The organism is Streptomyces sp. NPDC054834 (assembly GCF_053611185.1).
Genome location: NZ_JBSGZV010000058.1, coordinates 26,684 through 39,439, shown reverse-complemented (window position 1 = coordinate 39,439; position 12,756 = coordinate 26,684). Strand labels below are relative to the sequence as shown.

15 protein-coding genes are annotated in these 12,756 nt (G+C 69.4%); 12 read left to right on the top strand and 3 right to left on the bottom strand.

Features of this window, described 5'->3' with window-relative positions; genetic code table 11:
• Positions 1 to 12 precede the first annotated feature (12 nt).
• Positions 13 to 1,326, bottom strand: coding sequence for a helix-turn-helix domain-containing protein (locus ACWGJM_RS43095; RefSeq protein WP_453417230.1), 1,314 nt, complete (start codon positions 1,324 to 1,326; stop codon positions 13 to 15).
• A gap of 373 nt (positions 1,327 to 1,699) precedes the next feature.
• Here ACWGJM_RS43095 and ACWGJM_RS43090 point away from each other — a divergent pair, with 373 nt between their 5' ends.
• From ACWGJM_RS43090 to ACWGJM_RS43060, 7 genes are read left to right on the top strand one after another with little or no spacing between them, the layout of a single operon-like run.
• On the top strand, positions 1,700 to 2,953 hold the full coding sequence (locus tag ACWGJM_RS43090) for a TfuA-like protein (RefSeq protein ID WP_453417229.1): 1,254 nt from the start codon (positions 1,700 to 1,702) through the stop codon (positions 2,951 to 2,953).
• Entirely contained in the window at positions 2,940 to 4,091 is a 1,152-nt protein-coding gene (locus tag ACWGJM_RS43085; protein ID WP_453417228.1) for a YcaO-like family protein, read from the top strand. The genes ACWGJM_RS43090 and ACWGJM_RS43085 overlap by 14 nt, the downstream gene beginning before the upstream one ends.
• Positions 4,088 to 4,981, top strand: a complete 894-nt coding sequence (locus tag ACWGJM_RS43080) for a class I SAM-dependent methyltransferase (RefSeq protein WP_453417227.1) — start codon at positions 4,088 to 4,090, stop codon at positions 4,979 to 4,981. The genes ACWGJM_RS43085 and ACWGJM_RS43080 overlap by 4 nt, the downstream gene beginning before the upstream one ends.
• Entirely contained in the window at positions 4,978 to 5,985 is a 1,008-nt protein-coding gene (locus ACWGJM_RS43075) for an NAD(P)H-dependent glycerol-3-phosphate dehydrogenase (RefSeq protein WP_453417226.1), read from the top strand. The genes ACWGJM_RS43080 and ACWGJM_RS43075 overlap by 4 nt, the downstream gene beginning before the upstream one ends.
• A gap of 45 nt (positions 5,986 to 6,030) precedes the next feature.
• A complete protein-coding gene (locus ACWGJM_RS43070) occupies positions 6,031 to 6,384 on the top strand; it encodes a hypothetical protein (protein WP_453417225.1) in 354 nt (117 codons plus the stop codon).
• A complete protein-coding gene (locus ACWGJM_RS43065) occupies positions 6,371 to 7,225 on the top strand; it encodes a hypothetical protein (RefSeq protein ID WP_453417224.1) in 855 nt (284 codons plus the stop codon). The genes ACWGJM_RS43070 and ACWGJM_RS43065 overlap by 14 nt, the downstream gene beginning before the upstream one ends.
• A 37-nt stretch (positions 7,226 to 7,262) precedes the next feature.
• Positions 7,263 to 7,730, top strand: coding sequence for an NUDIX hydrolase (locus ACWGJM_RS43060; RefSeq protein ID WP_453417223.1), 468 nt, complete (start codon positions 7,263 to 7,265; stop codon positions 7,728 to 7,730).
• 38 nt (positions 7,731 to 7,768) lie between these two features.
• On the opposite strand, the gene ACWGJM_RS43055 is transcribed toward ACWGJM_RS43060, so the two are convergent.
• The gene (locus ACWGJM_RS43055; RefSeq protein WP_453417222.1) at positions 7,769 to 8,542 is read right to left on the bottom strand and encodes a GntR family transcriptional regulator; all 774 of its coding nucleotides are present in this window, start codon (positions 8,540 to 8,542) and stop codon (positions 7,769 to 7,771) included.
• Between the two features lie 131 nt (positions 8,543 to 8,673).
• On the opposite strand from ACWGJM_RS43055, the gene ACWGJM_RS43050 reads away from it, so the two are divergent.
• The 4 genes from ACWGJM_RS43050 (at position 8,674) to ACWGJM_RS43035 (ending at position 12,168) form a co-directional block, all read left to right on the top strand.
• The gene (locus ACWGJM_RS43050) at positions 8,674 to 8,973 is read left to right on the top strand and encodes a hypothetical protein (protein WP_453417221.1); all 300 of its coding nucleotides are present in this window, start codon (positions 8,674 to 8,676) and stop codon (positions 8,971 to 8,973) included.
• On the top strand, positions 8,970 to 9,368 hold the full coding sequence (locus ACWGJM_RS43045; protein WP_453417220.1) for a DUF6415 family natural product biosynthesis protein: 399 nt from the start codon (positions 8,970 to 8,972) through the stop codon (positions 9,366 to 9,368). Before ACWGJM_RS43050 ends, ACWGJM_RS43045 begins: the two co-directional genes overlap by 4 nt.
• Before the next feature lie 49 nt (positions 9,369 to 9,417).
• The gene (locus ACWGJM_RS43040; protein WP_453417219.1) at positions 9,418 to 10,386 is read left to right on the top strand and encodes an immunity 49 family protein; all 969 of its coding nucleotides are present in this window, start codon (positions 9,418 to 9,420) and stop codon (positions 10,384 to 10,386) included.
• 573 nt (positions 10,387 to 10,959) lie between these two features.
• Entirely contained in the window at positions 10,960 to 12,168 is a 1,209-nt protein-coding gene (locus ACWGJM_RS43035; RefSeq protein WP_453417218.1) for an IS110 family transposase, read from the top strand.
• Positions 12,169 to 12,228: 60 nt separating this feature from the next.
• Here the strand turns inward: ACWGJM_RS43035 and ACWGJM_RS43030 are convergent, their stop codons facing one another.
• Positions 12,229 to 12,522: a DUF6207 family protein gene (locus tag ACWGJM_RS43030; protein ID WP_453417217.1), complete on the bottom strand. Its 294-nt coding sequence runs from the start codon at positions 12,520 to 12,522 to the stop codon at positions 12,229 to 12,231.
• Here ACWGJM_RS43030 and ACWGJM_RS43025 point away from each other — a divergent pair.
• Positions 12,521 to 12,700 (top strand): hypothetical protein, encoded by a 180-nt coding sequence (locus tag ACWGJM_RS43025; RefSeq protein ID WP_453417216.1) that lies wholly within the window; start codon positions 12,521 to 12,523, stop codon positions 12,698 to 12,700. The two genes, ACWGJM_RS43030 and ACWGJM_RS43025, sit on opposite strands and share 2 nt — an antisense overlap.
• The last annotated feature ends 56 nt before the right edge of the window (positions 12,701 to 12,756 follow it).

The following is a 12,756-nucleotide window of genomic DNA, read 5'->3' as shown; positions in this document are numbered from 1 at the left end:
CAGGAGGCATGCTCAGAGTTCGGCGGTGATCAAGGCTTGGGTAGTCAACGCACCGCGCAGGTTTCTCGCCGAGCCAGTCCGGGTCGCCACGGCGACGGCTCGGGAGGCAAGGTCGGCGGCGATGTCCAGGTCTCCTGCGGCCTGGTACATGCGAGCACTCGCAGTGAGTACCTCGGCAGAGCCACGCACGATCGTGGCTGGCCAGATGGCGCGGGCCTCGTCGAGAGCGGCTGTGCCTGCGGGGATCAGGGACGGTGTCTTGGCAGTGAGCCGGACCATCGCGTGGCCTGTCCATTTTTTCAGTTCGGCGGTGCTCAGGTAGCCGATGTAAGGGGGCTTCTCACCGTCGTCGGCACGTTCGAACAGTGTCCACGCCGTGCCGAGGTCGGCTTGGGCGGTGTGACCAGCGCCGAGGCAGGCGTGATGGTGTGAGCGGACGGCGTGCAGCCAGGACCGTACGGCAGGGTGGGCGCGTGTGCCGGCCAGGTGGAGGGCGCGGTCGGCGAGGGCGAGCGCTCCGTCGTAGTGGCTGAGGTCGGCCAGAATGCGGCTCATCTGGCCCAGAAGGTTCGCGCAGGAGGAGACGTCGCCGGCCTCTCGGGCGTGAGCAGCGGCATCGCGATAGTGCATGGCTGCCAGTTCGGCCTGTCCGAGATCGTATGCGAGGAAGCCGACGAAGCCTCCGGTGTCGGACGCGAGGGCAGCAATCCGCTCCCGCTCAGCGCCGGCCGCACAGGCGTGCCAGGCGAGGATCTGCTGGTGATGGTCGACCGCTTGGCGGTACACGGCGTCTGCGCCGCGGAGATTGTCCAGGCGGCCGTGGACGGCGCGTAAGTCCTTATGGGCGTGCAGCAGATCGCGGCTGTCCGCGTTGACGGCATCGTCCACACCCAGCCCCGTGGCCAGTGCCGCCGCTGCGGCACCGGTTCCTTTGAGGAAGTCTCTGCGAAGCACGTCGTCCCATTCCCGCAGGAGACCTTCCACGGCGCTGTCCGGAGCCGTAGGGGCTGCCCGCTCACTCGCGCGATGTCGTTCCGCCTCGGCTAACACCACCAGTCTGCCCCCCGCCCCGAGCGCTCTGTCCAGAGCGCTTGCTATCCGGGGCGTCGGTGTCCGCCGCCGGTGCTCGAGATCGCTGATGATGCTCTTGCTGCAGGCGGCCCGCCGCGCGAGTGAGCGCAGAGGCAAGTCCCCGCGTATCCGTCGCAGTTCCGCGGCGAAGGTCACGTCATCGGATTCCGGCATCACTACCTCCACGGCGTCGTGGTTGATGGTCGTTGTCCGCAGAACAGGTGCGGACACGCCGTACTGCTGTGACCAGGACACACTCTCCTGCCGGGCCACGGGAGGCGGTCAGCTCGGCTGCGGACAAGTGCGGACATCCGTCCCCTGCCCAGGTGCCTTGAGCTGTGGCCACACTGGCGGACGTCAACAGGCCGTGCCGAACCGGCCTGGCCGCTCAACTCCGTTCTACAGGAGGAACCATGTCCAAGTCCGCTGCCGCCGCCGCGGCCGCCACCGCCACCGCGGAGGAGAAGCCGGTGACCACCGAGCCGGTGGTCGTCGCCGAGGACGTCGAGCAGGACGACCCGTACGTCCCCTGATCCGCAGCCGTGCCCAGAGTGTTCCTCCCGGTGTCCGACGGACACCGGGAGGAATACTCCTCCCCGTTGGACTGTCTGGAGGAGCCTTGCACCACGTGTACGTCGGGCCGACGCTGCCGCGTTGCGAGCCGGTGCTGTCGGAGCCGGGAGTACAGGTCCATCCGCCAATCCGGCACGGCGGCCTGTTTGATGCTGCCGTCCGCGACGGCGACACCGCCGTGATCATCGACGGGGTGTATCACCAGGCCCCGGCGCTGCGGCACAAGGAGATCCTGGCCGCGATGGGCCGGGGCGTGCGGGTGATCGGGGCGGCCAGCATCGGCGCCCTGCGGGCCGCCGAGCTGGATACCTTCGGGATGCTCGGCGTCGGCGCCATCTACAACGCCTACGCCCGGGGAGAGATCACCGGCGATGACGAGGTGGCAGTCGGCCAGGCCCCGGACGGTGACCGGAAGTCGCTGACCTGGCCCCTGGTGAACCTGCGGCACGTCCTGGATCTGGCCCGGGCGGCCGGAATCGTTGACGAGGCGCGGGCGACGAGGCTGCTGGCCGCGCTGCGCGGCGTCTACTACCCGCAGCGCACCACGGCGGCGGTGCGGGCCGTCTGCCGGCAGCAGGGGGAGATGGAGCTCGCCGACTGGCTGGGCGAACAGCGCGAACGAGACCGGTACTTCGGCGATCTCAAGCGCCTCGACGCCCTCGCCGCTGTACGCACCGCGCTCGGCGGCCGGGGCCCGACCGGAGCCCCGCCGCCACCGCTGGCCTGGGACTCGGCGTACTTCCGCGGATGGTCCAACCACTTCGCCCACAGCATCATGGACGGAAAAGAGCTGTCGACCCTGGACCGTGTCGTCTACCAGCAGGTGTTTGACCGAGGCTTCCGGCAGCGGTGGGCTGCCTTCCTCGCCCACCGTTCCCGGCATCCAGCCCACGGCGGCGAGGTCCTGCCGCTGCCCGAGCGGCTTCAGCGTGCCACCGGCGGCGTGCTGCCCGCGCACCGGGTGTTCCACCCAGTGCTCGACCTGCGCGACGAGGCGACCCTCGTCGTGCTGCTGGCCGGGGAGACCCGCGACGACCGTGACGCGGTCGCCCGGTACGCCGAAGCACGCGCCGCCTACCGCCCTGAGCGGCCGGGAGCGGCGGCCGTGTCCGACGACGTCGCCCGCCGGGTCCTGCTGCAGGTGTGGCGCTGTCGGCCGAAGGCGCTCGATGCGCAGGCGTCCGCCCGCGGCCTGATCAGCGAGGCGTACGCCATCGAGACGGTCAAGCGGTTGGTGCCCGGCTTCCTCGCCGAAGTAAGGGAAACGACCGAGACGAAGCAAAGGGAGGTGGCCGGTGGTGGGCGGTGACGGCCTGGTGGATCTGCCGGGGACGGTGCGCGCCCGGGCCCCGGAGCATGCCTGGGAGCTGCTGGCAGGGCGGTTGGAGAAGTACGGAATCACCCGGGTCGCCGAGTTGACCGGCCTCGATGTGATCGGGTTGCCGGTGTGGACGGCGATCCGGCCGGCCTCCCGCACCCTGAGTACGTCCCAGGGCAAGGGTGCCACCGACCTGCTGGCGAAATTGTCGGCGGTCATGGAGGCCATTGAGCTGTGGCACGTGGAACAGCCGCTGCTCGTCGCCGCGCACGGCCCCGCCCGGGACGTCGGCCCGCACTGCCCGCTGACCGCGCTGCCGCTGACCGTCCCGTACACCGAGCGTGTCCTGGAGCGGATGATGTGGGAGTGGACGGCGGGCAGCGGCCTGGTGAGCGGGGACAAGGTGCTGGTGCCCGTCGACGTGGTGCGCCGACGGGTGCAGCGACCGGAGTGGAGCCCGGACCTGCTGCGGGCCACCAGCACCGGCCTGGCCTGCGGGACCACCCGCGACGAGGCACTGCTGCACGCCCTGTGCGAGATCGTCGAGAGGGACGTCCTCTACCGTGACGGCCAGCCGGGCGGACAGCGGCGCACCCTGATCGACCCCGGCACCGTCGACGCCCCCTACGCCCGGCAGGTCATCGACCGTCTGACGGCGGCGCAGATGGCACTAGAGATTGCGCTCGTGGACGGCCCGTACGGGCTGCCGGTCGCCCTGGCCTACCTGTGGTCGGAAGACTTGCCGATGGTGTTCGCCGGCGGCGGCTGCCACACCAGCCCCGTCATCGCGCTGACCAGGGCGCTGACCGAGGCCGCGCAGTCCCGGCTCACCGTGATCTCCGGAACCCGGGACGACCTGCCGAGCGAGCCCGCCTCCGCCGACCACGTCCCCACCTTCCGTCCCGCACAGCAAACCGGTCTCGTCGCCTGGCCACAGGCGACGGCCGGTCTCACCTCCGCCTGCGGCGGCTTCGCCGAGCAGGTCACCGAGATCGCGCGACGCGTCCAGCGCGTCACCCGCCACGAGCCCGTGGCCCTGGACCTGTCCGATCCGGCGGATCCCGTCCACGCCGTACAGGTCGTCGCTCCCGGCACCCGCTCACGGATCACAAGGTCGATGCCCCGATGACACACCAACCCCTCCCCGCGGCCGCGCCTTGCACTCCGCCGCCCGGGCCGCAGACAGTGGCGGCCGCGTTCGACACCTGGCACACGGCCCGCCGGGCCGGCGCGCCGCTCATCGCCCGCCTGTACGCCGAGGCGATGGGCGAGCGCTACCCGCACGAGGTCGCAGCCAACAGCTCGTGTGACTGGCCGCTGCTGGGACTGCTCGTCGCCCGCCTGCAGATGACGCCCGGCCAGCTCCTGGTCGACGCGGGCTGCGGCACCGGCGGGGTGGGCCTGTGGCTAGCCCGCGCCCTGTCCGCCCGCCTGGTCGGCATCGACGTGTCAGCAGCCGCCATCCAGCAGGCCACCGCCCGCACCGCCGGCTTCGTCCCCGCCGACCACGCCGCCTTCCGAGTCGCCCAGCTCGAGGCCACCGGCCTGCCCGACGGCTGCGCCCGCGCCGTCGTGTGTGTCGATGCCCTCTCGTTCACCACCGACCGGGCCGCCGCCCTTCGCGAACTCGGCCGTCTCCTGACGCCCGGCGGCCGCCTGGCCCTCACCCGGGCCGTGCGACGCGATGCCGCCCCGGACTTCGAGGAACACGCCCAGGCCGCCGGACTCGTCCTCGAACACGTCGACGAACGCACGAACGAACCCGCGACATGGGAGCGAGTGTTCCGGCTGTGGACCCGTCACACGGACGCCCTCACGCGCGAGCTCGGCGACATAGAAGCACAGAACATGCTGGCCAGCGCGACCCGCAGACTCCCCTCGCTCCCCGAACGGCGCGCGGTCCTGCTGACGCTGCGACGCCCCGTGGCAACCCAGGCGATGGCCGCCGTGGCCGCTACGATGACCGCACCCGGCCACCCTGACAGCGGCCGCGGACCGGACGAGAGGACCGAGCAGTGAGCCAGCGCCCCGCCCGAGCGGCAGTTTTCTCCGCCGGATCCTGGGGCACCGCCGCAGCAACGATCCTCGCCGACGCCGGCACCAGCGTCGTCCTGCACGCCCGCCGCAACGAAGTCGCCGACGCCATCAACACCAGCCACCGCAACCCGGGTTACTTCCCCGACGTCGAGCTGCCCGCCTCGCTGACCGCCACGACCGACCCTGCTGCCGCGCTGGACGGCGCGGACTACCTCGTGCTGTCCGTCCCCGCGCAGTCGCTGCGCCAGTGCCTGCTGGCATGGGCACCGCTCATCAAGCCCGAGACGGTGATCGTCTCGCTCATGAAAGGCATCGAGACCCACACCCGTCTGCGGGCCAGCGAGATCATCCGCGAAGTGACCGGCGTACCTGCCGAGCGCATCGCGGTGCTCTCCGGGCCGAACCTGGCACGGGAAATCATGGCCAGACAGCCCGCGGCCGCCACCATCGCCTGCCCCGACGAGGACACCGCCGAGCAATTCCAGGCCGCCTGCCTCACCTCGTACTTCCGGCCCTACACCTCCACCGACGTGATCGGCTGCGAAATGGGCGGCGCGCTCAAGAACGTCATCGCGCTCGCCGTCGGTATCGCCTCGGGCATGGGCCTTGGCCACAACGCGACCGCCCTGATCATGACCCGAGGACTGGCGGAGAGTATGCGGCTGGCCACCGCGATGGGCGCCCAGCCGATCACCCTGTCCGGGCTGTCCGGTATGGGTGACCTGATGGCCACCTGCTCCTCTCCGCTCTCCCGGAACCGCACCTTCGGCACTCACCTCGGTCACGGGCTGAGCGTCGACGAGGCCGCCGCCGCAACCCGGCAGACCACCGAGGGCGTCAAATCGGCGGAGGCGATTCTCGACCTCGCTCAAGCCCACGGCGTCGACATGCCGATCACGACCGTCGTCACCGCCGTACTGCACGGCAAGGTCACTCTCGCCGAGGCCGCCGCCCAGCTGATGCAGCGGCCCCCTAAGCCCGAATAGCGGCCCCGCCACCTTCACCCTCCTCACCTCCGGAGGTTTCTTGTCATGCCCGCAGCCTTATTGACCGCTGCCCAACTCGCCATGACCGGGGGCCTGGTGGCCTGGATGTCCACCGGATTCACCCGCAGGCCCGGCCAGTGGATGCGTTATCCCCTCTTCTCCCAGGCCACCTTCGTGATCATCGACCTCACCGGAACCAAGGACGGCCAGAGCGAGCAGGTCAACCCGTATGCCTTCTTGTCGCCGGGCGCGTTCCTCCTGCCCCCACCCCAACTGCAGACGGTCATCGACCACCTGATCAACACTGGCCGGTACGACCGGATCGACGGGGATGGCCGGTGCCTGTCCGTCAAGGGCATGCAGCCGATCAAGGTGAGGGACAGCCGTGTGGCTCTCTGACGCCGTCATGTCGGGCTTCCACACTCCCACCGACCCCGGCCGGCTCCAGGCGTTCCGCATCGTCTACGGCACCGTCCTCACCACGAGGTTCGCCCTCTCCTTCAGCCAGGGCGGCTGGAAGCGGTTCACGCCCGGCTCACTCAGCCGCCGCCTCGCGCAACAGCGCTTCGGCCCCCGGCGAGGCCGTCTGCTCGCCGGCATCTACCGGCCCGCCCTGATCGTCCGCACCGCCGGCGCCGTTGCCCTGGCCGCCGGCCTCGTGCCCCGGCTGTCACTCCTGCTGGTTCTGACCGGGGCCGGGATGGAACTGCTCTACCTCAAGAGCCCCAGCGCCGTCCGCTTCACGCTCCTGACGGGCGCGTGCCTGATGGTCGCCGGAGACCTCGGCCATGGCCTCCACATCGAGCACCATCCCAGCACGGCCAACACCTGGGCCCAGGTCCTGCTGGTCGTCATCACCACCGACCTCTACTGGAACAGCGCCTTCCTGAAAATCCGGTCCCGGCAGTTCCGCACCGGCCTCTACCTCGCCCAGATGATGTACGCCTACACCCAGCTCAAAGACCGACTCGTCTACCGCCGCCAGCACGCCATTCCCGGCTTCGTCCACCGGCACACAGGCAATCTGAGCACCCGTGACATCCGCCTGTGGCGGCTCGTCTCCGTAACCGTCATCGTCGCCGAGATCGCCCTGCCCATCGCGTTGCTGATCCCGCAGACCACGCCGTACGCGGTGGCTGCGGGCATCGGAATGCACGCGGCGTTCACAGCCCTCAAACCCCGCCAGCTCATCACTTTCTCAGGACTCGCCCTGGGCACCTACCTCACCTTTGCAAGTTGACCCAACGCCGACGAGTGGAGGCTCGACACTGGAAGGCATGACGACTCCGCCGCGTAGGGAAGCCGCCCGCGCCATCGTCCTCGACGCGGACGACCGCGTCATGCTGCTGCGCTACGACGAGGAGGGCGGCTTCTGGGCGACGCCCGGCGGCTCACTGGAGGACGGGGAAGACCACGCCACGGCGACAATCCGCGAACTGTGCGAAGAACTCGGTATCGACGAGAAGGCGGTCGAACTAGGGGCGCAGCTCGCGGAGCGCAGCAAAGACCACCTCGTCGGCGGCCGTCAGGTCCGCCAGGTGGAGAAGTACTTCCTCGCCCGAGTCTCCGCAGCCGACGTCGCCCCGGCCCGGGCATCGCAGCCTGACAACATCCGCGAATACCGCTGGTGGACCCTTGCTGATCTGCAGGCCACGACGGAGACGGTCTATCCCGTAGGTCTGGCCGACCTGGTCGAGGCCCTTGTCGAGGGGCATGCGTGGGAACGGCCCGTCGTATTGAACTGACCTCCTGCTCCGGCCTGCCTCATCGAGATGAAGGCTCGTCAGTCCGGCTGGGGCGGGTCGACGGCGAACTCGTAGGCCACTTCCCAACTTCGGTCCGGAACGACGATGTCGGCCGTCTCCACGGCGCGGCCGTCGCTGTCGTAGTACGTCCGTTCGATCGCCAGCACCAGGTCGCCGGTGTTGAGACCGAGCAGCGCGCCCTGCTCCTGGGTGGCCCGGGCAGGCCGCGGGATCTCCACCCATGTTTCGATGTCGACACCGATGGAGCGCATCCGCTCGACCACGCCCTTGCCGGCGAGCGGGCCCATCTCGGGCAGCAGGATCGGCGTCTCGCCGGTGATAACCATGGGCTCCCAGCTGACGGAGAGCTGGGCGGGTTTCCCGTCGGCGAGGAACTCGTACGCCGTACGCACGGTCGGGTCCCCGGGGGCGATGCCGAGGCGCCGGGCGATGTGCTCCGGGGCGGGCGTGCGGGCCTCGGAGGACGCTTCCCAGGTGCCGCCGCTGCCGATCTCGTACATGTCGGCGCGGAAGGGGCTGCCGCCGCGGCGTTCGCGGTGCCGGGAACGGATCATCCGTCGCCGTTCGCGCTGCGGGGCCACGTAGGTCCCTGAACCGGCGCGGCCCTCGAGGAGCCCTTCGACGATGAGGCGCTCCATGGCCTTCTGCATGACGTTGGTGCCCACGCCGTAGTGCTGGGCGAGCTGCGCTCGTGAGGGCAGCTTCGTGCCGACCTCCCACTCGGCGTCCGCGAGTCGGCGCCGCAGGTCGTTGGCGACCGCCTGGTGCGGCGGCGGCGCGTCGTTGCCCATGCGCGGACTCCGTACTGGTCGGCGGCTGTCTCGGTGCCGGGTTCCGGCTTTCGATTGACAAGTTAATGCATCAGGTAGAAGCTAATGCATCAGATATACGTTACGTGATCACGTGTGTGCAGGGGAGATCCGTGAGCTCGCCGACGACCAGGGCCACCGCGATCGCCTCCATGCTCAGCGCACTGTTCGGCGACGCACCGGCCGAGGACGAGACGGACGATCGGATCCGCGTCGAGGCCACCGTACCCACCTCGCTCAGCGAGGCCGCGCGCCTCAATCTGCTCGCCTTCCTCTTCCGGATGGCTGACCGCTTCGGCCACCAGGTCGACAAGGACGGAACCTCCCGCATCTGGGCCGAGGTCGACCGCGAGGAGATCCCAGCACACCCGGCACCGAAGAGCCCGGACGCTGAAAGCGAGGCCCAGGCGTGAGCGCCACTGTCGAAGTCGTCTTCTACAACGAGGCCGTCCACCAAGCACTGCCCGTGGACACGGTCCTGGCAGCGGCCGCGATCGACCGCATTCTGGCCCCCGGAGAACCTCCTCCCGCTCGGCAGGAGGCCGAGATTCTCGCCCTCCTGTTACGCGGGCACCTCGCCGTCCTGGCCACTGAGGTGAGCAGCTTGATGGAGGCCGCTGAACAGCAGGACGACTGCACGGAACTCCCGGTCCGGGCCGCGCTCGACTTGGCAGCGCACCTCCTCGCCGCCCCGCCCATCTACACCGCGCGCCGCACCGTTTCCGTGGTCCCGCTCGCGCACTGCTGTCACGACCTCCATCGTTTCTACGCCGCAGCCAAGTCCCCACTCCCGCCCCGCAAGCCATGACACCTCGGAACTGCCTGTCATGTCAGTGGTGGCTGTCAGGATGACGTGCATGGCGATCAAGGATGTTGCCCGGCATGTCGTGAGCGAGCAGCGCATTGCGCAAGCGTTGGAGGGCATCGAGCGGCGGGCGCATCGCCGCTGGCACACGATGCAGTACGACTGTTACTCCGATGAGGAGCTACAGGCGATGCGGGACGAGCTCCTAGACCACGCAGCTGCCCGCACACTCACGGACCCTCAGCTCAGCACTGCCGCGTCGCGCATAGCCCTGCGCACCGCGGCGGAGTGCGCCCTGGGTTTCTTGGAACTTGGCTGCTATCCCAACGGGGATCAGGAGATCTTCTTTCCCCTTGTCAACGAGAGCATCAGCAGCGAGGACAAGGACTTCGAGGCCGTGGTGGAGCACGCATCCACCGCGAAAGACTGGCTGAGCGCCTTCGCTTTGTGCATGATCAGCGGCATGGTCTGGGAGCGGGACCGGGCCATCGGACTACTGCTGCACGACCACGCGACCACGATCCACGACGGGGTGCCGTACTCGCAGCTGGAGTCCAAGTCGGATCCAGCGGAACTGGCGGAGATGGACACCCTTGCCTGCTACCTGGCCAAGGCCCAAGGGCATCTGCCTGGCGACTGGCCCTCAGTGGCGATGCGCATGCCGGAGGTCGACGAGCGTCTCGATGCCGTCCTGGAGCTGAACGCCGTGGGTGCCTTGACGCCGGATCAGCAACTGCTGCGCATTCTCTTGGAGGACAACCAGCTGGCCTTCGAACAGGCCCTGGCACACCGTCTTGTCCAGCACCAGCAGAGTGCACCCTCCGATGCGGCGCCCCGCAGCCTGCTGCCGCACAAGACCATCGCCCTGGCCGCTCTGGCAGTCCAGGTACACGGCTGGGACTTGCACGTCCAGTCTGCCTACCTGCCGCAGGCCCTGCTGAATGCTCCGGAAGGCGCGCCGTCGGTTGAGAGGCCGCCCCGGCCTGCAGCGGCGCCGCGCAGCGGGCGGACGAACCGATAGCCCTGTCACCGCAGCACGCCACCGTCTGCCACGGCCACCTGATGGCGGGTTCGCCGCCGACCGCTGCGCCGACACCCGAGGCCGAAGATCCGTGAGTGCCGGACAGGCCGGGACAGCCGCGAGCGGCTACCCTGGTCCGTTCTGCTATGCACCCTGCGTGTACGGGGCCGCCGTCCTCGCTCTGCTGCCGACCCGCACGTAACGCATCCCCGCTCGGCCGAAGCCGCCTTCTTCTGCGGAGCCTTCATCGGCAGACCGCGCACGCTGGGGACGGGTGTGGCACCGTGAACGCAAGTGTGGTCCGCCACCCCCGTTATGTTCTTCGCGGTTCCGCAATGGGACCGCTCGCCTCCGGGCCCGGCATGACTGTTCCCCCCTGTCGCAGGTATGACCTGGGGGGTGGTGTCACCGGGTCCGCGGGGTGCCGTTGGAGACGCTGATGAGAGGTCCGACTACCGCCCGGCCTGGCGCAATGCCCGGCCGCTTGCGGCGGCAGGTCTGCATAACGTGGATGCGCGCATACGACACCGAAGCCCTGGCCAGCACCGCACGAACCCTGCTCGGGAGGATGGGTTGGACGACATCGACGACGTGGGCGTCTTCCTCGGCCTGGACGTCGGCAAGACCGCTCACCACGGGCACGGGCTGACCCCGGCCGGCAAGAAGGTCTTCGACAAACAGCTGCCCAACAGCGAGCCCAAGTTGCGGGCCGTGTTCGACAAGCTGGCCGCGAAGTTCGGCACCGTCCTGGTCATCGTGGACCAGCCCGCCTCGATCGGCGCCTTGCCCCTGACGGTCGCCCGGGACGCCGGCTGCAAGGTCGCCTACCTGCCCGGCCTGTCGATGCGGCGGATCGCCGATCTCTACCCGGGCGAGGCGAAGACCGACGCGAAGGACGCCGCGGTGATAGCGGACGCCGCCCGCACCATGCCGCACACCCTGCGCTCGCTGGAACTGACCGATGAGATCACCGCCGAGCTCACGGTCCTGGTGGGCTTCGACCAGGATCTGGCGGCCGAGGCCACCCGCACCTCCAACCGAATACGCGGCCTGCTCACCCAGTTCCACCCCAGCTTGGAACGCGTACTCGGGCCCCGCCTGGACCACAGCGCCGTGACCTGGCTGCTGGAACGCTACGGATCCCCGGCCGCACTGCGAAAGGCCGGTCGCCGCAAGCTCGTTGAGGTGATCCGGCCCAAGGCCCCGCGCATGGCCCAGCGCCTGATCGACGAGGTCTTCGACGCACTCGACGAACAGACCGTCGTCGTCCCCGGCACCGGCACCCTCGACACCGTGATCCCGTCCCTGGCCCGTTCCCTCGCCGCCGTCCACGAACAACGCCGGGCCCTGGAAGCCCAGATCAAAACCCTCCTGGAGGATCACCCTCTTTCGAAGGTCCTGACCTCGATGCCGGGGGTCGCGGTCAGGACCGCTGCCGTGCTGCTGGTCACCGTCGGCGACGGCACCAGCTTCCCCACCGCCGCCCACCTCGCCTCCTACGCCGGTCTGGCACCGGCCACCAGATCCTCTAGGACCTCGATCCACGGCGAACACGCACCCAGAAGCGGAAACCGGCAGCTCAAACGGGCCATGTTCCTCTCCGCCTTCGCCGCCCTGCACGATCCCGCCTCCCGCACCTACTACGACAAATGCCGGGCCCGCGGAAAGACCCATACGCAGGCCCTTCTCCGCCTGGCCCGTCACCGCATCAGCGTGCTGTTCGCCATGCTCCGCGACGGCACCTTCTACGAGCCCCGCACCCCCGAAACCGCCCTCGCATGACCCACTCAGCCTTGACGAAGGACATAGAGGCACCCCCCCGTGGTGGCGGTCCGCACCTGTCTACGTGGCCGACGGTGTCGGCTCCGACGAAGGGGCCTCCTCGAGGACCTGCCGCAGATCGGTGTACATCCGCAGCCGCACACCGGGCTGGCCGGCATCCCGGGTGGTGCGCTCGGCGACCGCGGTCCCCCAGGTTCGGGCGATCGCCGCCTGGAAGGCGAAGACGGTGTCATCGTTCGAAGCCCGCCACGTCGATGACGAGCAGGCCGGGCTCGGACAGGTGCGCTTCTCGGATCGAGTCCACGTCGGCGCAGACGTCCTGACGATCGACGGCGCACTGGCGCCGGTCCACATGCGCGACTTCATCCCTGCCGTGCAGCGCCACCAGGGGGCACTGTCGCCTTCGCACAAGGTCCTGGTGCTGAAGGCGTTCGAGAAAAAGGTGAAGGCAGCTCGGTCAGGCCAACGCGACACGGGCGACTGGAGTGGCGTGCACGCCATCTTCGAGAAGATCGTCCACGCTTTCGACTGAAGGGACGCAGGAGCGACCTGTCAGGAGGCCGCCTTCGCGACGGACCGGATGAGCTG

Coding starts and splice junctions, on each gene's coding strand:
- ACWGJM_RS43080 (WP_453417227.1), top strand. CDS start 4,088: ATGACACACCAACCCCTCCCCGCGGCCGCGCCTTGCACTCCGCCGCCC.
- ACWGJM_RS43070 (WP_453417225.1), top strand. CDS start 6,031: ATGCCCGCAGCCTTATTGACCGCTGCCCAACTCGCCATGACCGGGGGC.
- ACWGJM_RS43060 (WP_453417223.1), top strand. CDS start 7,263: ATGACGACTCCGCCGCGTAGGGAAGCCGCCCGCGCCATCGTCCTCGAC.
- ACWGJM_RS43055 (WP_453417222.1), bottom strand. CDS start 8,542: ATGGGCAACGACGCGCCGCCGCCGCACCAGGCGGTCGCCAACGACCTG.
- ACWGJM_RS43040 (WP_453417219.1), top strand. CDS start 9,418: ATGGCGATCAAGGATGTTGCCCGGCATGTCGTGAGCGAGCAGCGCATT.
- ACWGJM_RS43025 (WP_453417216.1), top strand. CDS start 12,521: ATGCGCGACTTCATCCCTGCCGTGCAGCGCCACCAGGGGGCACTGTCG.
- ACWGJM_RS43030 (WP_453417217.1), bottom strand. CDS start 12,522: ATGTGGACCGGCGCCAGTGCGCCGTCGATCGTCAGGACGTCTGCGCCG.